Origin of the sequence: Nonomuraea sp. NPDC049714 (assembly GCF_044465295.1) — a bacterium.
In the GTDB taxonomy this organism is placed as follows: domain Bacteria; phylum Actinomycetota; class Actinomycetes; order Streptosporangiales; family Streptosporangiaceae; genus Nonomuraea.
In genome coordinates, this window is record NZ_JBITLM010000009.1 from 139131 (window position 1) to 165949 (window position 26819).

Here is a 26819-nt window from a genome sequence, read left to right on the forward strand (position 1 = left end):
GTCGGCTGATTCCCGTTGATTGTGGGCAGAGGTCCCCGTCCGGATCTGTCATGCGGCCTGTCGGCAATTGGGAGACGGTCATCCGTCCTGCGGGAGCGGGATCCGTACCGAGACGTGCGTGCCCTCGCCGGGTTCGGCCTCGATCCGGGCGTCGCCGCCGGTCGCGCGGACCCGTTCGACGATGGAGCGGGCGATGCCGAGGCCGGCGGTGGGCGCCGTCGCGTCGAAGCCCCGGCCCTGGTCCAGCACGCTCAGGGTCACCGCGCCCGCGCGGCACTCGGCCCGGACGACGGCGTGGTCGACGCCCGCGTGCTTGCTGACGTTGGTCAGCGCCTCGCGCAGGACCCCGGTCAACGCCTCCACGATCTCGGCCGGCATCCGCTCCCGCTCCGGCGCCGCGCGCAACCGGCCCGCGTTGAACTCCACCCGCAGCCCGCCGCCGACGGCCTGCCGTACGGTCTCCTCCAGGGCGGCGAGCACGTCGGTGGCCGGGTCGCGGTCGTCGCCGCGCAGGTAGGCGCGCAGCCACCGGGACTCCTCGGCGACCCGCGCCCGGACGCCGTCGTCGGCGATCCAGCCGTCGCGGGCCAGCGCCTCCATCGTCTGCAGGATGCGGTCGTGCAGGTTGCGTGCGGTCCGGCCGCGTTCGCGTTCGCGGGACAGCTGCGCCGAGCGCTGGAGCTCCTCGGCCCGCGCCAGGTCCAGGTCACGGGCGCTGCGGGTGAGCAGCCTGGTGACGTACCCGACCATGAACGCGTTGGTGGCCAGGCCCGCGACGTGCGGCAGCGCCTGCCACCAGGCCGGCTCCGCGAGCACGAAGCCGAGCAGCAGCGAGCCGCCCAGCGCGGCGGTCCAGGCCACGATCGCGGCCGGCGTGCGGAAGGTGATGCCGATGAGGATGGCCGTCAGGAGGGCGTACGGCAGGGCGGTGCCCGGCCAGCCGTTGGTCATCTCGTCGCCCGCCCACCACGCGATCGCCGGGACGGCCGCGGTCACGATCGCCAGGTCCACGGCGACCAGGCCGCGCGGCGGGAACGCGCCCGTGGCCAGGATCAGCGCGCAGACGCCCAGGCCGCTCAGCAGCATCGCGCCCAGCAGGTACGGCAGCGGTCCGATCGTCATCCAGCGCCAGTCGCCGAGCAGCTCGATGGATCCGCACAGGACCAGCGCGCCCACCTGTACGACGATCATGCTGACGGCGCGGGTCCGCTCGATCCCGGCGACGGCGGACGGCGGCGGGCGAACGTCCGCCCCGGTCATCGCCCGTCCCGGCGTTCGAGGCGGTTCAGCGCGGCGCGGGTGAGCTGGGCCTTGTTGCCGACCTGGAGTTTGGCCCTGATCCGCTCGACGTAGGTGTCGACGGTGGCCTTGCTCACTCCCATCCTGCGGGCCACCTGGGCGTGGGTGAAGCCCTGGGCGATGTAGGAGAGCGTCTCCTCCTCCCTGGCCGACAGCTGGGGGTGCCCGCCTCCGGGTTGCGCGGCGGGCGGCGCGGCGGCGTCGAGCTCGCTCTGCACGATGTCGGCCAGCCCGGCCGACAGGTAGAAGCCGCCGGACGCCACGGTACGGACGGCCGCGACGATGAGCTCGGCCGGAGCGTCCTTGGTGACGTAGCCGTTGGCGCCGGAACGGACGGCGGCGAGCACGTCGGCGGGCCGCCCGGAGGCGGAGACGACCAGGACGCGGGTGACGGCCGACAGCTCCCTGACCGCCTCGACGCAGGGCTCGTCGGTGGCGAGGTAGAGATCGAGGATCAGCACGTCGTAGTCGGCGTCGGGGCCGCGCAGGTCGCCGACGCTCGCGCCGCGCAGGACCACCTGGAGATCGTCGAACCGGTGGAGCAGGAATTCCAGCCCATGACGGATCAGCTCATGATCGTCGATCACGGCGATCCGGATCACGTCTTGCTCCGTTGAACGCGGCGGCATGCCCCCCACGGTGTGCACCAGCGGGCATGACAGGCAAGTCCTGCGAAAGCTCTACAGAGCCGATGATAAATCGGCGACGGCCGCCCGGCTACGCGAACGTCGGCGCAGGACGGGCGCGGCATCCTGATGGAGGCCTTCCTCGATGACGGGCTCACCGAGATCGCGAGCCACTGGATCATGGCGCCGGCGGCCGGCGTGGCGGCGTACGGCCTCTGGCGGTCGCGCGTGCCCGAGCCGGCGCCGGCCGCCTGAGCTCAGCCGGTGTCCGACGAGGCCCTGGCCATCAGCTCTCGCTCCTCACGGGTGGCGATGAGCCCGGCCGGGGCGTGGATCTTGGACTCGTGGAACGGCTCCTCCGTGCTCGGCATCGGCTCCCGTGTCCTGATCACCCGCACCCAGATGCGCGCGGCGTCCACCAGCACCACGATGATCAGGATCGCGAACAGCGCGGCGAGGATCCCGTCGATGGTGGAGTTGACCACGATCTGGCGCATCGCGTCGAACGACTTGGCCGGGGCGAGCAGCTCCCCCCGGTCCAGGGCGCCCTGGTAGCGGTCCCGCTGGGCGAAGAAGCCCAGGGTGGGATCGCTGGAGAAGATCTTCTGCCAGCTCGCGACCAGCGTGACGGCGACGTCCCAGGCGAGCGGCAGCGCCGTCACCCACGCCCACTTCAGCCGCCCGCTCTTGATCAGCAGCGTGGTGGCCACGGTGAGCGCCACCGCGGCGAGCAGCTGATTGGCGATGCCGAACAGCGGGAAGAGCTGGTTGATGCCGCCGAGCGGATCGTTGACCCCCTGGTAGAGGAAGTATCCCCAGGCCGCCACGACGACGGCGCTGGATGCCACCAGGCCGGGCCACCAGCTCACCCGCCCGATCGGCTTCCACAGGTTGCCCAGCGTGTCCTGCAGCATGAACCGGCCGACCCGGGTCCCGGCGTCGACCGTGGTGAGGATGAACAGCGCCTCGAACATGATCGCGAAGTGGTACCAGAAGGCCTGCAACGCCGCGCCGCCGAGGAAGCCGGAGAAGATCTGCGAGATGCCGACGGCCAGCGTGGGCGCGCCTCCGGTCCGCGCGATCAGGGTCTCTTCCTGTACGGCGTCCGCGGCGGACTGCAGTTGTTCGGGCGTGATGACGAAGCCCAGGTTGGTGACCGCCTGGGAGGCGGACTCGACGGTGGCGCCGACGACGCCCGCCGGGGAGTTCATCGCGAAGTACAGGCCGGGGCTGAGCACCGAGGCCGCGGTGATGGCCATGATGGCGACGAACGACTCCATCAGCATGGAGCCGTAGCCGATCACGCGGACCTGCGACTCCTTCTGGATCATCTTGGGCGTCGTGCCGGACGCGATCAGCGAGTGGAAGCCGGACAGCGCCCCGCAGGCGATGATGATGAACACGAACGGGAACAGCGACCCGGCGAAGACCGGCCCGTCGCCGGTGAAGGCGAACTCGGTGAAGGCGGTGTTGCGCAGCGGGGGCAGCGTGATGGCGATCCCGATGGCGATCAGCACGATGGTGCCGATCTTCATGAAGGTCGACAGATAGTCGCGCGGCGCGAGCAGCATCCACACGGGCAGCACGGCGGCGACGAAGCCGTACCCGATGAGCCAGAGCGCGAGGGCCGACGGGCTGAGCGTGAAGACCGACGCCCAGCTCGACTCCTGCACCCAGCCGCCGGCCGCGATGGCCAGCAGCAGCAGCGCCACCCCGATCGCGGTGGTCTCGACGACCCGGCCCGGCCGCAGCACCCGCAGGTAGAAGCCCATGAACAGGGCGATCGGAATGGTCATCGCGATCGAGAAGACGCCCCACGGGGATTCGGCCAGGGCGTTCACCACGACCAGGGCCAGCACCGCGAGCAGAATGATCATGATGGCGAAGACGGCGATCAGCGCCGCGGCCCCGCCCACCGGGCCGATCTCGTCACGCGCCATCTGCCCCAGGCTCTTGCCGTTGCGCCGCATGGAGAAGAACAGGACCACCATGTCCTGCACCGCCCCCGCGAAGATCACTCCGGCGACGATCCAGATGGTGCCGGGAAGGTAGCCCATCTGGGCGGCCAGCACCGGCCCCACCAGCGGCCCGGCTCCCGCGATGGCCGCGAAGTGGTGACCGAACAGGATCCGCCGGTCGGTCGGGTGATAGTCGATGCCGTTGTTGAGCCGTTCGGCCGGGGTGGCCCTGCGGTCGTCGGCCCCCAGCACCCTGCGCAGGATGAACCGGGCATAGAACCGGTAGGCGATGGCGTAGGAACCGAGGGCGGCGGCGAGCAGCCAGACGGCGTTGACGTTCTCGCCCCTCGACAGGGCGAGCACCCCCCACCCGGTGGCGCCGACGACCGCGACCAACGTCCACACGATGACGGAACGCACGTTCACTGATTTACCTCCCGAACACGGGACGGCCCAGGCAGCAGCGCAGTCCCGCGTCCGGTGGCAGATCGGTCGTGAAGCGCCGCCAGCGCCAGAGCGGGCGGCAGTCGATCGTCACGGGCAACTCGACCAGATGCGTCCAGGCAGTGGGGTGGGCGTACACCAGATCCGTCCCCAGCCGGCGGGCCCGCCGGGGCAGCTGGGACCGTCGCAGTGACCGGACTGAGAACTCCCCGGAGTCCGCGCAGCAGAGTCCGGTGACATGCCAGTCGAAAAAGATCACTTCGTCGGCGCGGAGCGCCTCACATGCGGCGGTCGTCAGCGTGATCCGGGACATTCTGGGCTCCTGAAAAAGCTGGTAACCCAGAGTCAGCCTTCCCCTGGCCGGGCGTCTTAATCAGAAGCGGCGGCACTGGTCTTCCTTGTTGCCGCCGACGGCGTTGCGGCTCCCGGTCGGCCGCGGGCTGTTCTCCTTGCACTGCAGGTCGCCCTTGATCGAGTTGCGGTAGATCCGCACGCCGTCGCGGTTGGCCATCACCTGGACGTTGCCGCCGATCCGGTTGCCGCTGACCCGCTGGTAGCGGCGGTTGTCGTCGAGCTGGACGTCCTCGCCGATCCGGGACGAGGTCACCGTGGCGGCGCCGCCCTGCTTCACCTGCACGTTGCCGCGCACGTACGACTTGGCGGTCAGCGACACGGCGCGCGCGCCCTCGGCCTGCACGTTGCCGCCGACCTTCACCTTGCGGGCCACCAGGGTGGCGTTGCGCTCCACCTTGATGTCGCTCTTCACCCGGGTGCCGACGAGGATGCAGGTCGCCCCCTGCGGCACTCGCAGGCCGTCGACGGACACCGCGCCCATGGTCCCCCGGCAGGCCCGCTCGTCCGCGAGGGCCGGCGTCGCCACCACGAGCCCGCCGAGCCCGCCGAGCACGCTGCCGAGGACGGTGCCGGTGAGAGCCAGCTTGATCTTGTTCATGTCATGCCTTCCGTCGGGGTGTGATCAGAAGGATGTCCATCGGCGGTGAGGGGCCGGTGAGGCGAAGATGAGACGGTTCTCATGCCAGCGTGGCGACGTACACGGTGTTGGTCGCCGGGCGTCCCTGCAGGTGGTTCGGGAAGGTGACGACGTGCGCCTCCCCCGTGCTGAAGACCTGCCTCAGGCAGGCGTTGAACTCCTCGCTCGGCGGGTCGTTCGACCAGAGCGCGAAGACGCCGCCCGGATGCAGGTGGCGGGCCAGCCCGCGCAGCCCGTCGGGCCGGTAGAAGGCGGCGTGGCCAGGGTGCAGGACATGGTCGGGGGCGTGGTCGATGTCGACCAGGATGGCGTGGAAGCGCCGCTGCGGGCTCTCGGGGTCGAGCCCGGCGGGGGTGGCGGCCATGGCGAAGAAGTCACCGTGCACGAACCGGCAGCGGACGTCGCCCGTCAGGCCGGGGCCGAGCGGCAGCAGTCCGCGCTCGTGCCACTCGATGACCTCCGACAGCGCGTCGATCACCACCAGGGAGCGCACCCGGGCGTCCTCCAGCACCGAGCGCGCGGTGTAGCCCAGGCCGAGCCCGCCCACGGCGACATCGAGCGCGTCGTGGTCCAGGGCGGCCAGGCCGAGCCGGGCGAGCTGGATCTCCGCCTCGGTGAACAGGCTGGACATCAGGAAGTCGTCGCCCAGCTTGATCTCGTGGACGTCCGTGCCGAGGGTCGGCTCGCGCCGCCGCCGCAGGCTCAGGTCACCGAGCGGGGTGGGCCGCCAGTCGAGCTCCTCGAACCTGACACTCATCGCGTTCTCCCCGTGCCGTCGCGCCGACGCCGCGCAGTGTCGGCCCAGCGGTCAGGTTAGCGCGCCGAATCGTGCGTACCTCAACGTTGGGTACAGTGGCGTGCGCAGACCTACAGCAACGGAGTGACACGATGACGGACGTTGCCGGGGAGGCGAAACGGCGCAGGACGTTCGCTGTGATCAGTCACCCGGACGCGGGCAAGTCGACCATGACCGAGGCCCTGGCACTGCACGCTTCCGCGATCACCCAGGCGGGCGCGGTGCACGGCAAGGCGGGGCGGCGGGGCGTCACCTCCGACTGGATGGAGCTGGAGCGCACCCGAGGGATCTCCATCACCTCGGCGGCCCTGCGCTTCGAGCACCGCGGCCACGTCTTCAACCTGGTCGACACGCCCGGCCACGCCGACTTCTCCGAGGACACCTACCGGGTGCTGGCCGCGGTCGACTGCGCGGTGATGCTGATCGACGCGGCCAAGGGCATGGAGCCCCAGACCATGAAGTTGTTCGAGGTCTGCCGCCACCGCCGCATCCCGGTCATCACCTTCGTCAACAAGTGGGACCGGCCCGGCCGCGAAGCCCTGCAGCTGCTCGACGAGATCGAGGAGCGCACCGGTCTGCGGCCGACCCCGATCACCTGGCCGATCGGCATCTCCGGCGACTTCCACGGCGTGGTCGACCGGGCCGAGCAGCGCCTCATCCGCTACCTGCGCACCCCTGGCGGTGCGACCAAGGCGCAGGAGGCCGATCTCACCGCCGAGCAGGCGGAGGCCGAGTGGGGCGCCGACTGGCTGCGGGCCGGCGAGGAGGTGGCGCTGCTCGACGAGATCGGCGCCGACCACGACCAGAAGGCCTTCGAGTCCCACGAGTCGACCCCCGTGCTGTTCGGCGCCGCGCTGACCAACTTCGGCGTCGGCCGGCTGCTCGACGCCCTGGCCGACCTCGCCCCCGCCCCCGGCCCGCGCGCCGACATCGACGATCGCCCGCGCGCGGTGGAGGCGCCCTTCTCCGGGCTGGTGTTCAAGGTCCAGGCCAACATGGACCCGGCGCACCGCGACAGGATCGCGTTCGTCCGCGTCTGCTCCGGCCGCTTCCAGCGCGGCATGGTGCTCACCCACGCGGCCACCGGTCGCCCCTTCGCCACCAAGTACGCCCAGGCGATGTTCGGCCAGGAGCGCGCCACCGTGGACGAGGCCTTCCCCGGCGACGTCGTCGGCCTGGTCAACGCCACCGCGCTGCGCCCCGGCGACACCCTGTACGACGGTGCGGCGGTGACGTACCCGCCGATCCCGAGCTTCGCGCCCGAGCACTTCGCCGTCGCCCGCGCCCGCAACAGCGGCAAGTCCAAGCAGTTCCGCCGCGGCATCGACCAGCTCGACGCCGAGGGCGTCATCCAGGTGCTGCGCTCCGACCTGCGCGGCGACCAGGCCCCGGTGCTGGCCGCGGTCGGGCCCATGCAGTTCGAGGTCGTCCAGCATCGGCTGGCCGCCGAGTTCGGCGCCGAGATCAGCCTGGACCACCTCGACTACACCCTCGCCCGGCGCACCGACAGCGCCTCGGCCGAGCTCATGGCCGGCCAGCGCGGTGCCGAGGTCCTCATGCGCGGCAGCGACCAGACGCTGCTGGCGGTCTTCACCGACCGCTGGCGGATGGGCTCCATCAAGTCCGACCACCCCGGCCTGGTGCTCGAACCTCTCATCGCCGACACAACCACCTGAACCTTCTCTTGTCGGACGGCGTATCTCCCAGTAGCCGTCCAGCAGAGAGGGGCGATCCATGCCACTGAGCGCCTGGTGTCCGCCACGTACGAGGCTCGCGGCGGTGGCCGTGGTGCTGTCCGCCCCACTGTTCACCGCCTGCGCGCCCGCCAGTGGAGACCCCATCCCGGCCGCTGCCGCCGCGGTGAACACCTCGACGTCCCACAACGACGCCGACGTCCGCTTCTCCCAGGAGATGATCCCCCACCACCAGCAGACCATCCAGATGGCCGAACTGGTGGCCACGCGGACCAGCAACGAGTACGTACTGGCCGTCAGCGAGCACCTGATCGACGACGAGCGGACCGAGATCAGGCAGATGACGAAGTGGCTGCAGTCCTGGAAGGCGCAGGTGCCGCAGGAGAACGCGAAGAGCACCCACAGCATGCCCGGCATGCTGTCCCAGCAGCAGATGGCCACGATGGCGCGGCAGTCCGGGGCCGAATTCGACCGCACCTGGCTGACCCTGCTGTCCACGCACCTCGGCCACGGCATCGTGATGGTGGAGAACGTCCAGGCCAAGGGTGAGCATCAGCCCACCCTCGACCTCGCGGGCAAGCTCCTCACCGGCCAGCGCCGGCAGATCGCCGAGATCGCCACCCACCTGGACTGACCGTCAGCGCCTCCTGCCCTCCACCGCGTCGACGCCGATCGTGCCGCTGGAGCCGCGCAGCCCGAAGCCGTACCGGTAGCCCTGCCTGGCCTGGGCGGTCGCGAGGGTGTCGCCGAGGTCGGCGGTGCGCAGCTCCCGCCACCCGCCTCCGGTCTCGGCGTAGGAGGTGATGGCGGTACCCGTCAGGACCAGCGCGAAGCGGTCGCCGGGCTTCAGAGTCAGCGGCGCGTCGCCCGCCAGGGGCAGGAGGTCGCCGTTCACGCTGACGTTGAGGCCGGACACCTGGCGGGTGTGGTTGTACCAGGCGGTCACGTAGGTGGACGCGTCCTTCACCCAGCCCACGAACACGCTGTCCTCCGGCCGGCCGTGGCCCGCGAACGAGCCGGCGGTCAGCACGCTGACGGCGTCACCGTCCGGTAGCGGTCCCGGTCCGGCCACCAGGGCGAAGTACGGCCCAGGACCGGTCGCGGCGAACCGTCCGTCGCCGACGGCGATCTCCGGCCTGGCCTCCCCGCCGGACGGCTGGTAGGCGGTGTAGCTCGCGGAGGTGTCGGCGTCGAAGGCGTCGGCGACGTCCACCTGCGGGAAGGCGGCCAGATCGAGGGGTACGGCGAACTGCTCGTAGGTGCTGGACACCCGCTTCGGACGGCCGGGCGACCCGTACCGGGCGAAGGCCCGCACCGGGTAACCGCCCGGTCGTACGCCCGCCGGGGGCCGTACCGTCCAGCGCACGGTCAGCTCGCCCCCGGACCGCACCCGGGCCGCGCCCGCCGGTCCGTGCGGCCGGGCCGTCCAGCCGGGCGGCACCGCGAGGCTCACCCGCACGTTCGTGGCCGGGGTCGCCGCGGTGTTGGTGAACACGGTGGTCACCTGCTCGCCAGGGGTCACGGTCAGCCGGGCGTCGTCGGTGGAGGGCGACCAGGCCTGCAGTTCGACGACGCCGACGTAGGCGTCCTGCGGGTTGTCGAACACCAGCCGGAGCCTGGTGGTCGTCAGCGCGGGGAAGGTGATCCGGTTCAGCGCGTTGCCGGCCGGCCGCTGAGGGGTGCGGCGCTGGCCGGGCACCTCCTGCCAGGCCGCGCCGTCCCAGTGCTCCAGCCGGTATCCGGCCGGCGCCCGTACGCCTCCGCCGTCGTCGTAGGGGTGGAAACGCACGTCGCTGACCTCGGTGGGCACGCCGAAGTCCAGGCCGAGGTGGTCCTGGGCGTTCGGGGAGCGGTAGTTGGTCCACCGGCTGTGCGGGACGTCGTCGTAGTAGATCCGGCCGTCCACGGTGTCCCACACGCTGTCGATGCCGTTGGTGTACGACGCGAACGGCCGGGGGTGGCCGCTCCCGTGCGGGTTGGCCGCGTCGTTCGCCATCGCCGGCGTCCCGTCGCCCGGGACGGAGGCGGGCATCGGCGCGGTGAGCTCGCCGAGGGTCGGCCGGGAGGCGATCCGCTGCCCGTCCACGTACAGCCGCAGGCCGGCGCCCTGCCCGTAGCGGGTGCCGTCGCGGTCCCACAGCACGGTGACGTTGTGCCCCCGGTAGGGGACGTTCTCCAGGGCGAAGTGGTCCCAGGAGGCCGGGGCCAGCGGGTTCACCACCAGCCGGTTCCCCGGCTGCGGGCGCAGGCCGATCAGGCCGCTGATCACCAGGTCGTTGTACGTCGAGTGGTTGTAGTGCTCACTGTGCCCCCGGCCGTCGTAGATCCAGCGCGGCTCGTCCGGGTGGTGCGCCTCGGCGACGTACGGCCGGCCGTCCTTGTACTGGCTGCGCGCGTACCCGCGCAGCACCTGGTAGTAGTCGTCGTTGTCCACCACCGTCTGATCGCGGTCGTTGAGCAGGTTGGCCATCCCGGTCAGCGTCTGCGAGGTGGCGAACGGCCAGCTCGGCCCGTTCCACCGGCAGCAGCCCCGCAGCGCGTCGTGCATGAACCACTGGCTGCGCCGCTCGGTCGTGGTCGGCCCGTACGGCGCGGCGAAGCCCTGCGGGTCGAGGAGCTGGCTCCACGCCTGCTCGGTCCCCGGGTCGGCCATGCCGAACATCCAGGGGACGAAGCCGATCTGCTCGCGGCTGGACACCAGCCGCTGCTGCGGGTCCAGGTCGGCGCGGGCCTTGTGGTAGAAGAACTGCCGCTCCGGGTCCCACAGCCAGCGGTGCAGGGCGGTGCGCAGTTCCTCGGCCCGCCGCTCGAACCGGCGGGCGGTGGCGGTGTCGCCCTGGGCGCGGGCGATGGCGGCGATGGCCTTGGCGTCGCCGTACTGGTAGGCGTTCAACGTCGGCCGGTATCCGTGCCCGCCGTGGTACGGGTCGGCCGGGTCGCTCTCGTAGGAGGAGGCGGTGTACTCCATCGCGTCCCACACGGGCACCGACCAGTACAGGCCGAGCTTCTCGTCGTACTGATGGCCCCACTTGTCGTACTGGCGGATGAGGTCGGGGAGCAGGCTCTTGACGAGCTCGGTGTCGCCCGTGACGAGGGAGCGCTGGTAGGCCGCGTCCGCCGCCCAGAAGCCGTACTGGTGCGCCCAGTCGTCGGTGTCCTCGTTGAGGAAGTCCGTCTTGGGCTTGGGGCCGGCGCCGTGGCCGCGCAGCCAGTAGCGGAGATAGTCGTCGACCGGCCGGCGGTCGCGCAGCCAGCGGCCCTCGTAGATGTGGTGACCGGCGGCGGCGACGATACCGCCCAGCGGGGCGGAGTAGCCGGGGGCGTTGTGGAACTCGGTGAGGATGTGGCCCGTCGCGGTGTCGGTGTAGCGGAGGTGTCGTTTGTAGGTGCTCCACCGGTAGTAGTACACGTCCTGGATCTCCCGGTCCGGGACTTCCAGGAAGGGGATGTTGGCCTTGTACCACTCCGGCTCGGCGTGGCCGGTGAGCAGGGCGTCGTGGTCCAGGATGTGGGTCCCCCTGCCCACCTCCGGGTACGGGAGCCCCGCCCCGGTGGCCTCGGCGGGGGTCGTGATGGCAAGGGGGGTCATGGCTAACACCGCGACGGCGGCGAGCGCTACGGCCCTGTTTCTCATGGTCACCTTCAGACGTTCGGTCACATCCGATCGCCAGGCCGACCGGATGTGACTGTTTCCCATCAGATATTGACCACTTCGGTTTGATTTAGCAAGATACTGATGTGGCGTCGGTCACATGTCATGTGTGGATTCCTCCACAGTTGATCGCTGGGGTTCTCCGTAACGTTCGTGCTGTCGGAAAGCACCAACTGGGGGAGGAACCCGAAATGCGTAAGACCCTCGCGATCGCCGCTCTGGCCGGTTCAATGGCCGTCACCGGTCTCGCCGTCGCTCCCGCCGCTCAGGCGGCCACGCAGGCCAGCACGACCGCAAGCACCGCAAGCACCGCAAGCACCGCCACCATCGTCAAGTGGGGGAAGTTCTTCTCCGGCGATCACAAGGCGTACACCTTCGGCAAGACGTGGAAGAGCCATGGCAAGGTGTTCACGAAGTGGTACGGGGTGGACAAGTTCGGCGGCAAGAAGGGCTGGGTGTGGTTCGAGGTCTACAAGAACGGTTCCTGGCACAAGTTCAACCACGCCTGGGACGGCAAGAAGGTCGGCTCCTGGAGCGGCCACGGGATCGGCAAGGTCTACACCTACACCTGCTGGGCCGGCAAGTTCGACAACTGCGGCAAGAAGTACCGCATCTACTAGTCAGGCGTGCCGCGAGAGGACGGGCGTCTGCTAGCGTCGCCAGCACGGCAAGGAGTGCTTTATGGCGGAGTGCGGCGTTGCGATCCAGTTCGTCCGATCGGCCATCGGCTCCACGGAGACAGCGGGGACCGACGTCCGGCGCGAGATGCGCGACCTGCCGCTGTGGCCCGAGCTGACCAGTCCCGGCGTGACCCGGCTCGGCTGCGAGCAGACGGTCGCGGTGATGCGGGTCCTGGTGCGGCTCACCGGCGACGAGTTGCTCCGCCTCGGGCCCCGGCCGGTGCCCCAGGGCACCTTCCGCATGATCTCGCTGGGCCTGATCCACGCGCCTGACCTGCGGGCCGCGCTCGACCGGCTGGTCACGTTCGCATCGATCACCACCGGCTACACACGCAGCCGCCTCGTGGTCGACGGCGACACCTGCCGGATCGAGATCGCCGCCGAGCCGGCCGACGAGGTGCGGCCACTCGCCGTCGAGCTCATGCTCACCTTCGTCCATCGCTTCTCGGCCTGGCTGGTGGGACAGCGGCTCCCGCTCACGGGGCTGGACATGCCCTTCGCCGAGCCCGACTACAGCGCCGAGTACACGTCGATCTTCGGCAGGCAGCCGTCCTTCGACGCGCCGGTGGCGTCGATCAGCTTCCCCGCCCGCCTGCTGAGCGCCCCGGTCGTGCGGGAGGAGCCGGAGCTGATCAGCTACATCAGCAGGTCGCCGAGCGATCTGATCAACCATCGCGACTACGGCACGACGACCGCCGACCGGGTGCGCAAGGTGCTCGAACGCGGCGACCTGACCCACAGGGAGCGGGCCGACCAGGTGGCGGCCCGGCTGTCGATCAGCGTCCAGCACATGCGCCGCCTCCTGCGGCAGGAGGGCACCTCGTTCCAGCACGTGCGGGAGGAGGTGCTCCGCGACCTCGCCGTGGACGGCCTGCGGCACGGCAGGGAGTCCATCGACGAGATCTCGTACCGGCTCGGGTTCTCCGAGCCCAGCGCGTTCCGGCGGGCCTTCACGCGCTGGGTCGGCAGCCCGCCGGGCGAGTACCGGCACTCCCTGACGAGCGGGGGTTAGCCGCTCCGGCGGGCGCCCCGCTCGCGCACCGCCAGGCCGATCGCGACGACGGTCCCGGCCATGCACAGCCAGGCGAACGTGTCACCGATCACGCGGTAGACGGTGGCGGTGCCGCGCGTGGGCACATCGGAGTACACGACGTGCTGGTCCGTGCCCCCGTGATCGTGTGCGGCGAGCGTCCGGCCCTGCTGGTCGAACGCGCCCGACACGCCGAACTCCCCCTGCCGGATCATCGCGTACCCGTTCTCGATCGAGCGCGACTGCGCCTTCTGGCTGTGCACCGGGCCGATCTCGGCCCAGTCGCGGGCGGGCACGATCATGATGTCGGCGTCCACCCGCATCAGCTCGGGGAAGTCGGCGTCGAAGCAGATCACCGTGGCCAGCCGTCCGTACGGCGTCCGCGCGACCGGCACCACGCCGTCGCCTCCTGGGTAGAACTCCAAGCCGGGGATCGGGTGCGTCTTGTTGTAGACCCACACCTGCTCGCCGGACGGGTCGAAGAGGTAGACGCGGTTGGCCGAGTACGGCGCCTGCGGCAGGTAGAGGTTCACGGCGGCCTGGAGGTAGATCCGGCTCTCCCTGGCGACGGCGGCGACCTGGCCGAGGAACGCCGGCTCGTCGGCGAGCAGCACGTTGGCCGCCTGCTCCGACCACATCACGATCTTCGCGCCCGCCTGCGCGGCCTCCCGGGTGCGGGTCAGCACGTTGGCGTTGACCTTGCCGAAGGCCGCCCGCACCGCCGCCTGGTCCCGTCCCGCCATCTGCTGCGGGGTGACGTCCGCGCCGATCGCGCCGCGCAGCTCGCTGGTGACGGAGGTGTCCGGGCTGATGCCCGCGACCCGCACCCGGTCGCCGTCCGGCGCGAAGAACGCCAGTCGGGCCCCGCCCGCCAGGAGCAGCGCCAGGAGCACGGCGGCGAAGGAGCCGAGCACCCTGCCCGCCCTGCGCGGGTTCGCCCAGAAGTGGTTCACCACCGTGGCGAACCAGCCGATGAGGAATCCCACGCCGTAGGGGCCGGTCACGGCCACCACCTGCAGCAACGCGAGACTGCCGTGCTGGGTCGCGGCCGGCACGCCGAACGCGGTGCCGAACGGGCTGATGAGCGTCATCGCGAACTCGCAGGCCGCGAGCGCCGCCGGGAACAGCAGCAGGCCCACCAGCGTGCGCGCCCCCGGCGTGACCAGCCGGTCCGCCACGTAGGGCAGCACGGTCAGGGTGCCCAGCCCGATGATCCCCACCACCGTGATCGGCGTCATCGGCACGGCGGTCTCAACCATCCAGAACACGCCCGCCAGCGCGGAGGCCACCCACACCAGCAGCAGTCCGCTGACCGCCGGACCGGTCCTGACGAACCTCAGCAGGAAGACGGGCGACAGCCAGGCCGCCACCGCGATGTCGAAGCGGCCGTGCACGGCGAACAGCCAGAGCACCGTGCCCACGCCCAGCCACGCCCAGCGCCATCTGTCCCCGTCCGGCGCCGTCGGCGTCACGCTCGGTGGAGCGACCGTCTGTGTGTCCATCTCGACCTTCCCTGCCGTCGAAGCTTCCAGTCGGACGCTAACGGCGGCGTGACCTGGGAGGCTGTGACCCGGACTCTCCTGTTCCATGACCGAGACGCGCACGACGAACGGCGGCCACCGGGAGGACCCCGGTGGCCACCGCTTCGGACTGGATGGCCTACGACTCGTTCAGCCACATGTCCGCGAGTCGCTTGCCCTGGTAGATCGGGCTCTCGTACAGGCCCTGAACCCGGGCGTTGGTGATGCCGTAGTCGAACTTCTGGATCGGGTAGAGCACCTGGACGATCTCGGTCTCCATCCGCGTCTGCATCGTGCGGTAGATCTCGTTGCGCTTGTCCTCGTCCTGCTCGGCGCGCGACTCCGCGAGCAGCTTGTACAGCTCGGGATCGTCGATCGAGGTGTAGTTCTCCAGCGAGTCCTTCTCGAAGTCACGCCACACCTGGTCGGGCAGGTGCACGCCGCGCAGCGCCTTGGCCATCGGGAAGTCGTGGCTACGGCGCCGGTCGATGCCCGTGGCCGGGTCGACCATTTCGAGCTCCATCTTGATGCCGACCTTGGCCAGGTCCTCCTGCATCCACTGCGCCTCGCGGACGTCCTCGTCGTCGACGCGCTGCACCATGAGCTTCGTCTCGAACCCGTTCGGCAGACCCGCCTCCGCCAGCAGCTTCTTGGCGTTCTCGGGGTCGTACGGCCGGAGCTTCAGGACTTCGTCGCGGGTCAGCGCGGCGGCGCTGGTGTCAGGCCGCACCAGTGACGTCAGGTTGAACTTGCCGCGGATGTTCTCGCCCATCCCGACCCAGTCGATGGCCTGCGCGACGGCCTGCCGCACCTTCAGGTCGTCGAACGGCTCGACCTTGGGGTTGATGAAGAAGCTGACCGGGGCGCCGGGCGTCTCGGCGACCTTGAGGCCCTGCTCGGCGAGCTGCTTGGCCACGTTCTGGTCGCTGGTGGTGCCGAAGTCCAGGCGTCCGCTGCGCAGCGCGGCGGTGACGGCCGCGACGTCCGACATGATCGGGCGCTTGATCACGTCCACGTACGGCTTGCCCTTGACGTAGTAGTCAGGGTTCTTCTTGAACACCCACTCCACGTCGGGAGTGTGCTTGTCGAGCATGAACGGGCCGGTCCCGATCGCCTGGGTCGCCAGGTCGAACTTGCCCTCGACGCCCTCCCTGGGAAGGATCATGTTGAAGTGGTAGGCGAGGTAGTCCAGCATCGGAGCGTACGGCTTCTTCAGCTTGAACACGACCGTGTGGTCGTCCGTCGCCTTGATGCTGGTGACCGGCTCGATCATCCACTGGTGCACCCGTGTGGCCTTCTTCAGGGCCTCGAAGGTGGCCACCACGTCGTCGGCGACGAACGCGCGCCCGTTCACCGGCGCGATGTTGTGCCAGCGCACGTCCTTGCGCAGCTTGAAGGTGTAGGTCTTGCCGTCCTCGGAGGCCTCCCAGGACTCGGCGAGATCGGGCACCAGCTCCCACGTCTTCACGTCGGGCCCGGTCTTGATGTCCAGCAGCTTGCCGTAGACGGATCCCGAAAGGAGCGTGTTCAGCGTCGGGTCACTGCTGATCAGCGGGTTCAGCCCGTTGGTGATCTCCGAGGGGAGGTGGAGCACGGCCGTGCCGCCCGGCTTGGGAGCGCCGACCGGAGCCGCCGCACCCTTGTCGGTGCTGCCCCCGGTGTCGTCACCGCCGCCACAACCGGTCAGGGCCAGCGCCGCGACGAGTGCTGCTGCCAGCAGCGGACGGCGCTTCACGCTGACTCCCGGACGGAAATCGCCACGGGGTGGATCGCCTTGGTCAAGGCGGTCCGTCCCTTCCCTGAGCTTCTCATGCTCCTGCCTCCAATAGATCAGCGCTTCAGCGCGGGGGGTCCGGGGGCACGGCCGGGAATCGGCCTACCGGGTATGTCAGTGACTAGTTCTTCTCAGTGGCGCGGGACAGGCTCGGGGCCAGGCGGGACAGCATGCGCCGGCCCCACCACAGCCCGGTGACCCGGTCGATGGCCCGCCGCTGCAGGCGTGGGTCGAGATGGTCACGCAGCGCGTCGCCGAGCAGGTTGAAGCTGAAGACGGCGATGGACAGCGCGATGGAGGGGACGATGATCAGCCAGGGGGCGCGTTCGACATAGCGCACCCCTTCGGAGAGCATCAGGCCCCAGGACGGGGTGGGCGGCGGCGCGCCGATGCCGAGGAAGCTCAGCGCCGACTCCGCGATGATCACGCCGGCGAAGATCAGGCTGCCCAGGGTCAGCACCGAGGCCAGCAGGTTGGGCAGCACATGGAGGGCCAGGATGCGTGGCGCGTGCGCGCCGGTCGCCCTGGCGGCCTCGACGTAGGGCTCCTGGCGGACCCGCAGCGTCTCGGCGCGGGCGATCCGGTTGAACGAGGGTGTGATCACCACGGTCAGCGCGATGATCGTGTTGCGCACCGACGGCCCGAGGATCACCGCGATGAACAGCAGCAGCACGATGCCGGGGACGGCCTGCACGGCGTCCATCAGCCGCTGCACGACCACGTCCAGGGCACGGCCGAAGTAGCCCGAGATCACGCCGATCGTGGTGCCCAGCACCAGGCTGACGCTCGTGGTCACGACACCGATGATCAACGACGTCTGGGCGCCGTAGATGGTCCGGCTCAGCACGTCGCGGCCGAGGTCGTCGGTGCCGAACAGGTACGTGCCGGACGGCGGCTCCAGGATGTCCCGGCGGAACTGCTCCACCGGATCGTACGGGGCCACCAGGGGCGCGAACACCGCCACGAACACGAAGAAGCAGATCAGCAGCAACGCGGCGGCGCCCAGCGGCTGGGAGCGCACGAACGTGCGCAGCGCCTTGAGCACCTGCCGCACGCCGACCCGGCGCGGCGGCCGGGGCGGCTTCGGCGCGGATCGCACGGCCGGCGCCTCATCCGTCAATGTCTGCTTCTGGGTCACGACAGCGCCTTCCCGGAGCGGATCCGCGGATCGACCAGCGCGTACAGCAGGTCGATCAGAATGATCGTGATGATGAACAGGCCGGCGTAGAAGATCGTGCAGGCCACCACCACCGGATAGTCCCGGTCGAGCACCGCCTGATAGATGAGCTGTCCGGTGCCGGGGAGCGAGAACATCCGCTCGATGATCACCGTGCCGCCGAGCACGGTGGCCAGCTCCAGCCCGAGCAGCGTGAGCACCGCGATCGTCGAGTTGCGCAGCGCGTGCTTGGCGATCACGACCCGCTCACGGACGCCCTTGGCGCGCACCGTGCGGATGTAGTCGGACCCCAGCGACTCCAGCATCGACGACCGGGTCAGCCGGGCCACCGAGGCCATGCCGCCGGTGCCGAGCGCGATGACCGGGATCGCGATCTGCTGGGCCCAGCTGACGAAGTCCTCGCCCGGCCCGGTGTAGACGATCGGCGGCGACCACGCGAACCAGATCGCGAGCCCCGTCAGCACCAGCAGGGCGACCACGAAGTTCGGCACCGACAGGAAGGCCACCGCGAACAGCCGCAGGGCGCCGTCCATCAGGGAGCCCCGGGTCGCCGCGGCGATGACGCCGACCACGAGCCCGAGCACCGCGCCGAGCAGCATCGCCATCAGGCCGAGCTGCACGGTCACCGGGATCCTGGCCAGGAACAGGTCGACCACGGACTCCCCGCTGTAGAACGACGTGCCCAGGTCTCCCTGCACGGCGTTGCCGAGCCAGGTCCACAACTGCACCCAGACCGGGTCGTCCAGCCCGAACTCCGCGCGCAGCGCGTCGGCTTCCGCCTTGCTCACCCCGGTGTCCTGCAACTGCAGGCTCACGGCGTCGCCGGGGACCAGCCGCATGATCACGAACACGAACACCGTGACCAGGAACATGACCACCGCGCCGAATCCCAGCCTGCGCAGGGTGTAGCCGATCATCGCTCGCTCACTTCCCGTTCGGCGTCGAACAGGTGGCAGGCCACCGTGCGGCCGGTCGAAATTCGGTGCATGGTGGGCGCGTCCTCTCGGCACCGCCGCATCGCCTGCGGACAACGGGGGTGGAACCGGCACCCCGGCGGTGGGTTGCTCGGGCTGGCGGGCTCGCCCCGCGGGATCGAGCGGCGACCACGGCCGTCGGCCAGCTCAGGCGCGAACTCGGGCACGGCGGAGACGAGCATCTTGGTGTACGGGTGCCGCGGGTCGGCGAACAGCTCGTCGCCGTCGCCCCGCTCCACGATCTCGCCGAGGTACATGACGCAGACCTCGTCGGCCATGTACCGCACGACGTTGAGATCGTGCGCGATGAACAGATAGGACAGCCCGAGGTCGGCTTGCAGCTCCTTGAGCAGATTCAGCACCTGGGCCTGCACCGACACGTCGAGCGCGGAGACGGCCTCGTCGCAGACGATCAGGTCCGGGTCGGTGGCGAGCGCCCGCGCGATGCCGAGGCGCTGTGCCTGCCCGCCGGAGAACTGGTGGGAGAACTTGTACAGGTCGCCCGAGCTGAGACCGACCCGCTCCAGCAGCTCGACCACCCGGTCGGCCTTGTCCTTGCCCTTGGCGATCCCGTGCACGGTGAGCGGCTCGCCGACCGCGCTCAGCACCCGCATCCGGGGGTTCAGGGAACCGAGCGGGTCCTGGAACACGATCTGCATCCGCCGCCGCAGCGCCCGCATCTCGCCCCGCGAGGCGCGCAGCAGATCGACGCCGTCGAAGCTCACCTCGCCGGAGGTGGGGTCGAGCAGCCGCAGGGCCAGCCGGGCGACGGTGGACTTCCCGGAGCCGGACTCCCCCACCAGCCCCACGGTGCGTCCGCGCGGGATCTTCAGCGAGACGCCGTTGACCGCCTGCACCACGGTCCGCCGCGACCGGAACTGCTTGACCAGGTCACGCGCCTCGAACAGCGGGGTCGCCTGCTCGTCCGAGATCTCGGGAGACGCCACCGACACTTCGCTACCCGACACGGTGCACCTCTTCGACGGTCGCCGCGGACGAGTCCGAGGGCTCGGTGTCATGCGTCCAGCACCGGCTCGCCCGCGTCTCTCCCAGCTGGTACAGCCGGGGCGCGTCCACCGAGCACCGGTCGTGCACCGAGGGACAGCGAGGGTGGAACCGGCATCCCGGGGGCGCCGCCGCCGGTGTCGGCACATTGCCCGCGATGGCCGGCATCGGCTTGTCCCGCGGCGTCGCCGGCGTCGGAATCGAATCGATCAAAGCCTTGGTGTACGGGTTCCGCGGGTCGCGTAGCACGTCCTCCACCGGCCCGTGCTCCACCACCTGCCCCGCGTACATGACCACGACCCGGTCGGCCATCTCGGCCACCACCGCCATGTCATGGGTGATGAGCAGCAACGCCGTGCCGTGGTCGCGCTGCATGGTGCGCAGCAGCTCCAGGATCTGTGCCTCGACCGTCACGTCCAGCGCCGTCGTGGGCTCGTCGGCGATGAGCAGCGCCGGCTCACAGGTCAGCGCGATCGCCACCATCACCCGCTGCTGCTGGCCGCCGGAGAGCTCGTGCGGATAGGCCCGCACCCGCCGTTCCGGGTCCGGCAGCCCAACCTCCCGCAGCAACTCGACGGCGCGAACCCGGGCGGCGCGACGCGACATCGGCCGATGCACGCGCAGCGCCTCGATCAGTTGGTCACCGATCGTGAACAGCGGGTCCAGCGAGCTCATCGGGTTCTGGAAGATCATCGCGATCTCGGCGCCGCGCAGCTTCCGCAGCTTCTCCCGGTCGGCCCCGACGAGCTCGTCGCCGCGCAGCAGGACCGAGCCCGACGAGATCTTGCCCGAGCCGAGCAGTCCGAGCAGCGCGAGCGACGACACGCTCTTCCCAGAGCCGGACTCGCCCACCACCGCGACCGTCTCACCGGCCGAGACCGTGAACGACACACCGGCGACGGCGTTCACCGGGCCGGTAGGAGTGGGAAATTGGACGTATAGATCATTCACTTCGAGCAGCGGTGGGGACGGCACCGTCATCGCTCCTTCGTCATCGGGGAGTTGCTGGGGAAGGCGGTCCGCCTGTTCCAGGCCGGCATGGGTGCGAGGAACGAGTGCGCGTTCATCGCCGTGTTCGGCGGCGATCTGACGACCAGCCCGCCGAGCTCGTGCGCGTACCGGGCCGGTGGGCCCGGCGGCGCGCGGCGTATCGCCGCACCTCATCGGGTGTGATTCCTGTCACGCCACTATGCGCTGCGGGTATGGGGGCCGCCATATCCCTTTCGCCCTGCGAAAAGCTTTCGGAGGGCCGTCGTCTGGTTGTTGCGGGGCTGTGATGGTGGATCCCCCTCGGTGCGGGTGCCCGCCGCGCCAAGGGGGATGTCGCAGGGGCTAGCCGGGCGGGTCGATGCCCAGGTAGCGGTAGGCGTTGTGCCAGGTGATGTCGGTCAGCACGGCCTCGGGCAGGTCGAGGGAGCGCAGCGTACGGCCTGCCGGTTCCTCGCGCTCCATGGCCGGGTAGTCGGAGCCGACCAGCAGGCGGTCGTGGCCGAGCAGGTCGATCAGGTACGTCAGGGCGCGCCGGTCGAAGACCATCGAGTCGTAGTAGAAGCGACGGGCGTAGTCCAGCGGTGACGGGCCTTCGGTGTGGGCGATGGCCTTGTCCGGGATCGGCGGCTCCTCGTTCCAGGTGCCGCCCCAGAAGTACTGCGCGCGCGGCACCATGAGCGGGAATCCGCCTGCCGCGTGGCTGAAGGAGATGCGCAGGTTCGGGCACTTCTCCGCGGTGCCGCCGGTGATCAGCGAAGCCGCGGCGAGCGCGCCTTCCAGACCCACGACGTACGTGCCCATCGCCGAGCGGGGCAGCCGGTCGGTCGGGGACGGCAGGGCGTGCACGAAGATCGGCATGTCCAGCCGCTCGGCCTCGGCGAAGAACGGCAGGAAGCGCTCGTCGCCGATGGAGACGCCCGCGATGTTCGAGGCGATCTCCACGCCGATCAGGCCCGACTCACGCATCGCCGCCAGCTCGGCGGTCGCCGCCTCGGGGTCCTGCATGGGCACGATGCCGAAGCCGATGAGCCGCTTGGGGTCGGTGGCGCACAGCGTCGTGGTGAACTCGTTGACGTGCCGCGCCAGCGACAGGCCGTCAGCGGCCGGCAGGTCGTAGCGCAGCAGCGGCGGCATCGGCGTGATCACCTCGGTGGTCACCCCGGAGGCGTCCAGCGCCTCGATCCGGCGCTCGGCGTCGAAGAACACGTCCCGGGCGCGGAACCGCGAGGCGCCGAACAGGTGCAGGCGAGCGGTGTCGCCGTCGATCGGCTCCATGCGCGGGAAACACTCGGGGGCGTCTTCCGGATAGTCGTGGGGAAGCAGGTGGGCGTGGGCGTCGACAAGCATTTCGAACCTCCCGGGTCGATGCTCAGGAGATGGGCCTCAGGAGTTGGGGTGGACGGAGACGTGCACGCCGGCCTCGCCCGGCACGTCGCCGCCGAGGACCTCGATCGCGCGAGCGGTGTCGTCCAGCCCGAAGGAGTGGGTGTGCAGCTTCTCCAGGGGGTAGCGGCGTGACTCGATGATGCCGATCGCCGCCTTGTAGGCACGGCTGTCCACACCGAACGCGCCGACGACCGTCAGCCCGCGGTTGATGATCAGGTCGGTGCGCAGCGGGATCTCCCGCTGACCCTTGAGCCCGGCCAGCACCACCCGGCCGCTGTGCCGGGTGGACAGCAGGGCGTCGGTGATCGGCCCGCCGGCCATCGGGGTGAGCTCCAGCGCGACGTCGGCCATCTCGCCGCCGGTGATCTCGCGGACCCGCTCGACGGTGTCCTCGGCCTGCTCGCCGTCGACCACGAGGGTGTGGTCGGCGCCGAACTCGCGGGCCAGGGCGAGCTTGTGCGCGTCCGCCTCCAGGCCGGTGACGATGATCGTGCCGGCGCCCGCCGCCCGCGCCGCGATGACCGCGCCCAGGCCGCGCTGCCCGGCGCCGAGGACCAGCACGGTGTCGCCGAGCCCGATCTCGCCCAGGTGCACGCCCCAGCGGACGCCGGCGCCCAGCGGGTTGAACATCGAGGCGACCTCGGCCGGCAGCGTCCGGTCGATGGGGTGCAGGATCGTGTTGGGGGACAGGTACATCAGCTCGGCGAACCCGCCCCACAGCGACGGGGCCACGTCGGTGGCCGCCACGCCGTGCCCCGGCTGCCGGTTGGGGCACGCCTGATAGCGGCCGGCCAGGCACGTCTTACAGGCGTGGCACGGGATGATGACCTCCACGGCCACCCGGTCGCCGGGCTTGACGCCCCACCGGGCCGCGGCCCGCTCCCCGACCTCCTCGATGATGCCCATCGGCTCGTGGCCGGGCACGAACGGCTTGGGGTCCTCCCGGGCCATCGACCCGATGTGCCCCCTGTAGATCTCGACGTCACTGCCGCAGATGCCGTTGGCCTCGACACGCATCAGGCCGTCATCGGGGCCTATCTCCGGCCGGGGGAACTCGCGTATCTCGATCTTGTGAGGGGCGACCTGGACAGCCGCACGTACCGTGTCTGCCATGAAAGGGCGGGCCTCTCTCCTGGTGGTGGTCGTGCGCCGGGGCGGCGGCGGCACGCCATGTCTCGCTTGGCTGCCAGGATGTCGGCGAGGTCAGACGAATGCGACGAGGATTTCACTCAGCGGAAACCAATCACCGCGCCGTGTCCTGTACGTGACCGCCGGGAGCTCTTCCACCGGGCGGCGGCGCACGGCATTTGCTTTCCGCGACGCGAAAGTCAGCTGGTCTGTCAGCCGGGCCGCTGGGCATAGTGAAGCACCGCAGCTAACCGCCATGAGGCACGGCCTCGGGAGTCTCCTTATGCGCTGCGGCCGCCATCATGGCCGCTTCCGAGCATTGGCAACCCCATTCCCCCGGAAGGACAATACGTGATCACACCCGGCTTCGTCGCGGCTGAGGACCGTAACGCCGTCACCGCGATGCTCCGCACGCAGCTCGCCGGGCTGCCCGCGCGTTCTCCCTTCTACGCCGGCCTGTTCGCCGAGCACGGGACCGATCCGACGGCACTGGTGTCCTTGGACGACATGCGCAAACTGCCCTTCACGGACAAGCAGATGCTGCGCGACTCCCAGGCGGCCACGCCGCCGCTCGGCGGCCACGCGGGCGTGGACATGGTCGACGTGATCCGCGTCCACGCCTCCACCGGCACCACCGGCAAGCCCAGCTGGGTGGGAGTGACCCGGCGCGACTCCGACGCGTGGACCGAGATGGTCTCCCGCGCCTTCATGACCATGGGCGCGACCCGCGAGGACATCGTGCTGCACGGCGCGGGCCTGACGCTGTTCGTGGGTGGGCTGCCGATCCGCGACGCGCTGGAGCGCATCGGCTGCACGATGGTCCCGGTCGGCACCGGAGCGTCGGAGAAGGCCGTACAGGCGCTGGAGAGCCTCGGTGTCACGGCGCTGCACGCCACCCCCTCCTACATCCGCTACCTCGCCGAGTACGTGCGCAAGCTGGGGCGCGACCCCAGGGAGTTCGGCATCCGCAAGATCTTCGTCGGCGGCGAGCCCGGCGGCGGCGAGCCCGCCTTCCAGCGGCACATGCAGGAGGCCTGGGGAGCGCAGGTCACCGAGGGCCTCGGCAACGCGGACATGGCGCCGGTGCTGTTCGCCGAGCCTCCGGGCGCCGGCGGCATGCGCTTCACCGGTGGCCGGCACGTGCTGGTGGAGCTGATCGACCCGGAGACGGGCGAGCCGCTCGTGCCCGAGCCGGGCGTCTCCGGCGAGCTCGTCTACACCTCGGTGGACCGTGAGTGCTGCCCGCTGGTCCGCTTCCGCACCCGTGACCGGGTGCTCGTCACCGGGCTCGCCGACGACGGCGCACCGCTCATCCGCTGCGTGGGGCGTACGGACGACATGCTGATCCTGCGGGGCGTGAACGTGTTCCCCACGGCGATCCGCGATCTGGTGCAGACGCTGCACCCGCGTACCAACGGCGTGGTGCAGATCGTGCTGCCGGGCCCCGGCCCGAGCGTGGAGCCGCCGCTGCGGGTGGAGGTCGAGGTCGGCGAGGAGCCCGGCGACCAGGACGGGCTGCGTCACGAGATCGAGGACCTGATCCGGGCCAGGCTGACGGTCCGCGCCTCGGTCGCCATCGTCCCGCCCGGCTCTCTGGAGCGCAGCGAGATGAAGTCCCGCCTGACCCGAATCTCCAGCTGACCTCACTTGTACAGCTACACCAGGATGGAGCAGGTAATGTCCGACGACCCGATGATCGATCCCTTCGCCGAAGCAGGCCCGCAGTGGATGGCCGGGCGCACCGCGCTCGTCACCGGAGGCGGCCAGAGCACCTCGTTCCCCGGTGTCGGATACGCCTTCTGCCGGGTGCTGGCCAGGCACGGCGCCCGGATCGCCGTCCTCGACCGGGACGTGGAGGCCGCCGAGCGGACCGTCAAGATGATCGCCGACGAGGGCGGCGAGGCGATCCCGGTGATCGCCGACGTGACCTCGGACCGGTCCTGCGCGGACGCCGTCGCCGAGGTGGTCGACCGCTTCGGCACCCTCGACACGCTGGTCAACAGCGTCGCGGCCGGCGGCAGGAACGGGATCTTCGACGTCACTCCGGACGAGTACGACAAGCTCATGAACATCAACCTCAAGTCGGCGTGGCAGGTCACCCGGCACTCCGTCCCGGTGATGCCGCGCGGCAGCTCGATCCTGAACATCTCGTCGGTCGGCGTCTCCAGGCGCGGCCCCGCCCTGGTCTACTGCATCGCCAAGGCCGGGATGGAGAACATGACCGAGGGCGCGGCCACCACCCTCGGGCCGCAGGGCATCCGGGTCAACTGCATCCAGGTCGGCGCGATCTGGGGGGCGTTCGCCGCGCGGGGCAGCATGCCCGAGTCGATGCGCGAGACCCGCCGCCTGGGCACCTCGCTGAAGACCGAGGGCACGTCCTGGGACATCGCGCATGCCGGGCTGTTCCTGCTGAGCGACCGCGCCCGGTGGGTCTCCGGGCAGATCGTCGCCGTGGACGGGGGCCCGCCGCACCGCTACGACATGGAGCCGGTCACCTCGGTCCCCATGGGCGAGTAAGCGAACGTACGCGTGCGGCGCGGGCCCTCATCGGACCCGCGCCGTCGGCGTCCCGGTCAGGCCACCCCGCCGGCCACCCGTGGGGTCTGACGTGCCGTCGGGGCGGTGTACTTGACCTCGCGCGCCTGCCAGGGCGCCGGCGGGCGCTGCCCCGCGGGTTCGGCCACGGCCGACGGCGCGCCGAGGGCACGGGAGATGCTGCGGGCGGTCGCCGCCAGCGCCGGCACCAGGGAGTGCGGCGTGATCGACGCGCTCGGCACGGTGATGCCCACGGCGGCCACGACGCGATCCCGCGGGCCGCGGATCGGCACGGCGACGGCCATCACGTCGTAGGTGAGCTGGCTCTCCATGATGGCCACGCTCGACTTGCGCACCTCGGCCAGGAAGTGCCGCAGCGCGTCAGGGTCGGTCAGGGTGTTCACGGTGTACTGGCGCAGTTTCGAGGAGAGCACCTCCTCCTGGAACTCCTGGGAGGAGTTGGCCAGCAGCACCAGCCCGGTGCAGGTCGCGTGCATGGGCCAGCGCCCGCCGAGCCTGCTCGGCACCGGAACGGTGTCCCGGGCCCGGAGTGACTCGACGTAGATCACGTCATGCCCTTCGGGCACCGCCAGATGGATGTTGCCATGGGTGGCGTGCTGCAGGTCATGCAGGAACGGGAGGGCGATCTCGCGAAGCTGGCCGCCCTGGGGAGCGAGCGTGCCGAGCTCCAGGATGCGCAGGCCGATGCTGTACTTGCCGTCGCTGTGCCGGGACAGCGCGCCCCAGCAGCGGAGCTCGTTGAGTAGTCGGTGGGTCGTGCTGAGGGTGAGACCGGTTCTGCGGCTGATCTCACTGAGGGACAGCGCCAGGTTCTCGGTGTCGAAGACCCCGAGGATCGAGAGGACGCGCTGGGCCGATGTCAGGCGATGGGGTTCCAGAGACTTGTCTGCCAGGACAGTCATCTATTCACCTGCCCGTCGTTTTTCGTGACCTGAGTTACATGGGCATTAACCAGGCTACACAAACGGACAGTCTTTCAATAGTAGCCCAAACTGGCTGAAAAAGCCTTCCGCTCTACGGAAGTCAGCCTTCCCTTCCGGGAAGCTACCAGGGCACGCACGCGAATTGTCAGTAGCCCTTCCGCCTCACGAAAGACCTGGTTCATTCGTCTGAACCACGTTTTACATTGCTCTGAGCAG

General features: G+C 70.2%; 24 protein-coding genes. 8 read left to right on the top strand and 16 right to left on the bottom strand.

Annotated features, from left to right (window positions below):
• Positions 1 to 78: 78 nt before the first annotated feature.
• Both ACIBQX_RS31910 and ACIBQX_RS31915 read right to left on the bottom strand, forming a co-directional pair.
• The gene (locus ACIBQX_RS31910) at positions 79 to 1260 is read right to left on the bottom strand and encodes a sensor histidine kinase (protein ID WP_397011033.1); all 1182 of its coding nucleotides are present in this window, start codon (positions 1258 to 1260) and stop codon (positions 79 to 81) included.
• Complete coding sequence (locus ACIBQX_RS31915) at positions 1257 to 1901, bottom strand: LuxR C-terminal-related transcriptional regulator (protein ID WP_397011035.1); 645 nt, start codon at positions 1899 to 1901, stop codon at positions 1257 to 1259. Before ACIBQX_RS31915 ends, ACIBQX_RS31910 begins: the two co-directional genes overlap by 4 nt.
• Before the next feature lie 153 nt (positions 1902 to 2054).
• On the opposite strand from ACIBQX_RS31915, the gene ACIBQX_RS31920 reads away from it, so the two are divergent.
• Positions 2055 to 2180 (top strand): hypothetical protein, encoded by a 126-nt coding sequence (locus ACIBQX_RS31920; RefSeq protein ID WP_397011037.1) that lies wholly within the window; start codon positions 2055 to 2057, stop codon positions 2178 to 2180.
• A 2-nt stretch (positions 2181 to 2182) separates the two neighbouring features.
• On the opposite strand, the gene ACIBQX_RS31925 is transcribed toward ACIBQX_RS31920, so the two are convergent.
• The 4 genes from ACIBQX_RS31925 to ACIBQX_RS31940 form a co-directional block, all read right to left on the bottom strand.
• Positions 2183 to 4309, bottom strand: coding sequence for a carbon starvation CstA family protein (locus ACIBQX_RS31925; protein ID WP_397011039.1), 2127 nt, complete (start codon positions 4307 to 4309; stop codon positions 2183 to 2185).
• A 4-nt stretch (positions 4310 to 4313) separates the two neighbouring features.
• Entirely contained in the window at positions 4314 to 4640 is a 327-nt protein-coding gene (locus ACIBQX_RS31930; protein ID WP_397011041.1) for a hypothetical protein, read from the bottom strand.
• A 60-nt stretch (positions 4641 to 4700) separates the two neighbouring features.
• A complete protein-coding gene (locus ACIBQX_RS31935; RefSeq protein WP_397011043.1) occupies positions 4701 to 5279 on the bottom strand; it encodes a hypothetical protein in 579 nt (192 codons plus the stop codon).
• A gap of 79 nt (positions 5280 to 5358) precedes the next feature.
• Positions 5359 to 6075: a spermidine synthase gene (locus ACIBQX_RS31940; RefSeq protein WP_397011045.1), complete on the bottom strand. Its 717-nt coding sequence runs from the start codon at positions 6073 to 6075 to the stop codon at positions 5359 to 5361.
• Between the two features lie 131 nt (positions 6076 to 6206).
• On the opposite strand from ACIBQX_RS31940, the gene ACIBQX_RS31945 reads away from it, so the two are divergent.
• Complete coding sequence (locus tag ACIBQX_RS31945; RefSeq protein WP_397011047.1) at positions 6207 to 7790, top strand: peptide chain release factor 3; 1584 nt, start codon at positions 6207 to 6209, stop codon at positions 7788 to 7790.
• Between the two features lie 58 nt (positions 7791 to 7848).
• Positions 7849 to 8442: a DUF305 domain-containing protein gene (locus tag ACIBQX_RS31950; RefSeq protein WP_397011049.1), complete on the top strand. Its 594-nt coding sequence runs from the start codon at positions 7849 to 7851 to the stop codon at positions 8440 to 8442.
• 3 nt (positions 8443 to 8445) lie between these two features.
• Here the strand turns inward: ACIBQX_RS31950 and ACIBQX_RS31955 are convergent, their stop codons facing one another.
• The gene (locus ACIBQX_RS31955) at positions 8446 to 11397 is read right to left on the bottom strand and encodes an MGH1-like glycoside hydrolase domain-containing protein (protein ID WP_397011051.1); all 2952 of its coding nucleotides are present in this window, start codon (positions 11395 to 11397) and stop codon (positions 8446 to 8448) included.
• A gap of 254 nt (positions 11398 to 11651) precedes the next feature.
• On the opposite strand from ACIBQX_RS31955, the gene ACIBQX_RS31960 reads away from it, so the two are divergent.
• Together ACIBQX_RS31960 and ACIBQX_RS31965 are read left to right on the top strand one after the other, a co-directional pair.
• Positions 11652 to 12080 (top strand): hypothetical protein, encoded by a 429-nt coding sequence (locus tag ACIBQX_RS31960; protein WP_397011053.1) that lies wholly within the window; start codon positions 11652 to 11654, stop codon positions 12078 to 12080.
• A gap of 61 nt (positions 12081 to 12141) precedes the next feature.
• Complete coding sequence (locus tag ACIBQX_RS31965) at positions 12142 to 13152, top strand: AraC family transcriptional regulator (RefSeq protein WP_397011055.1); 1011 nt, start codon at positions 12142 to 12144, stop codon at positions 13150 to 13152.
• Here the strand turns inward: ACIBQX_RS31965 and ACIBQX_RS31970 are convergent.
• The 6 genes from ACIBQX_RS31970 to ACIBQX_RS31995 all read right to left on the bottom strand — a co-directional run bounded on the left by ACIBQX_RS31970 (position 13149) and on the right by ACIBQX_RS31995 (position 20601).
• Complete coding sequence (locus tag ACIBQX_RS31970; protein ID WP_397011057.1) at positions 13149 to 14672, bottom strand: nitrilase-related carbon-nitrogen hydrolase; 1524 nt, start codon at positions 14670 to 14672, stop codon at positions 13149 to 13151. The two genes, ACIBQX_RS31965 and ACIBQX_RS31970, sit on opposite strands and share 4 nt — an antisense overlap.
• Positions 14673 to 14829: 157 nt before the next feature.
• On the bottom strand, positions 14830 to 16425 hold the full coding sequence (locus tag ACIBQX_RS31975; RefSeq protein WP_397011059.1) for an ABC transporter substrate-binding protein: 1596 nt from the start codon (positions 16423 to 16425) through the stop codon (positions 14830 to 14832).
• Between the two features lie 160 nt (positions 16426 to 16585).
• Positions 16586 to 17602: an ABC transporter permease gene (locus ACIBQX_RS31980; protein ID WP_397011061.1), complete on the bottom strand. Its 1017-nt coding sequence runs from the start codon at positions 17600 to 17602 to the stop codon at positions 16586 to 16588.
• Complete coding sequence (locus ACIBQX_RS31985; RefSeq protein ID WP_397011063.1) at positions 17599 to 18558, bottom strand: ABC transporter permease; 960 nt, start codon at positions 18556 to 18558, stop codon at positions 17599 to 17601. Before ACIBQX_RS31985 ends, ACIBQX_RS31980 begins: the two co-directional genes overlap by 4 nt.
• Positions 18555 to 19583 (bottom strand): ABC transporter ATP-binding protein, encoded by a 1029-nt coding sequence (locus tag ACIBQX_RS31990; protein ID WP_397011065.1) that lies wholly within the window; start codon positions 19581 to 19583, stop codon positions 18555 to 18557. Before ACIBQX_RS31990 ends, ACIBQX_RS31985 begins: the two co-directional genes overlap by 4 nt.
• Positions 19573 to 20601: an ABC transporter ATP-binding protein gene (locus ACIBQX_RS31995; RefSeq protein WP_397011067.1), complete on the bottom strand. Its 1029-nt coding sequence runs from the start codon at positions 20599 to 20601 to the stop codon at positions 19573 to 19575. Before ACIBQX_RS31995 ends, ACIBQX_RS31990 begins: the two co-directional genes overlap by 11 nt.
• Positions 20602 to 20622: 21 nt before the next feature.
• Between ACIBQX_RS31995 and ACIBQX_RS32000 the strand changes: the two genes are divergently transcribed.
• Positions 20623 to 20793 carry a hypothetical protein gene (locus ACIBQX_RS32000; RefSeq protein ID WP_397011069.1) on the top strand — a complete coding sequence of 57 codons (171 nt, stop codon included), beginning with the start codon at positions 20623 to 20625 and terminating at the stop codon, positions 20791 to 20793.
• Positions 20794 to 20952: 159 nt separating this feature from the next.
• Here ACIBQX_RS32000 and ACIBQX_RS32005 read toward each other — a convergent pair whose 3' ends face one another.
• Together ACIBQX_RS32005 and ACIBQX_RS32010 are read right to left on the bottom strand one after the other, a co-directional pair.
• Complete coding sequence (locus ACIBQX_RS32005; protein ID WP_397011071.1) at positions 20953 to 21957, bottom strand: amidohydrolase family protein; 1005 nt, start codon at positions 21955 to 21957, stop codon at positions 20953 to 20955.
• Positions 21958 to 21993: 36 nt separating this feature from the next.
• Positions 21994 to 23109, bottom strand: coding sequence for a zinc-binding dehydrogenase (locus ACIBQX_RS32010; protein WP_397011073.1), 1116 nt, complete (start codon positions 23107 to 23109; stop codon positions 21994 to 21996).
• Between the two features lie 366 nt (positions 23110 to 23475).
• Between ACIBQX_RS32010 and ACIBQX_RS32015 the strand changes: the two genes are divergently transcribed.
• Together ACIBQX_RS32015 and ACIBQX_RS32020 are read left to right on the top strand one after the other, a co-directional pair.
• Positions 23476 to 24765, top strand: a complete 1290-nt coding sequence (locus tag ACIBQX_RS32015; protein WP_397011075.1) for a phenylacetate--CoA ligase family protein — start codon at positions 23476 to 23478, stop codon at positions 24763 to 24765.
• A gap of 36 nt (positions 24766 to 24801) precedes the next feature.
• The gene (locus ACIBQX_RS32020) at positions 24802 to 25641 is read left to right on the top strand and encodes an SDR family NAD(P)-dependent oxidoreductase (protein WP_397011077.1); all 840 of its coding nucleotides are present in this window, start codon (positions 24802 to 24804) and stop codon (positions 25639 to 25641) included.
• A gap of 56 nt (positions 25642 to 25697) precedes the next feature.
• Here ACIBQX_RS32020 and ACIBQX_RS32025 read toward each other — a convergent pair whose 3' ends face one another.
• Positions 25698 to 26582, bottom strand: a complete 885-nt coding sequence (locus ACIBQX_RS32025; RefSeq protein WP_397011079.1) for an IclR family transcriptional regulator — start codon at positions 26580 to 26582, stop codon at positions 25698 to 25700.
• Positions 26583 to 26819: the final 237 nt, after the last annotated feature.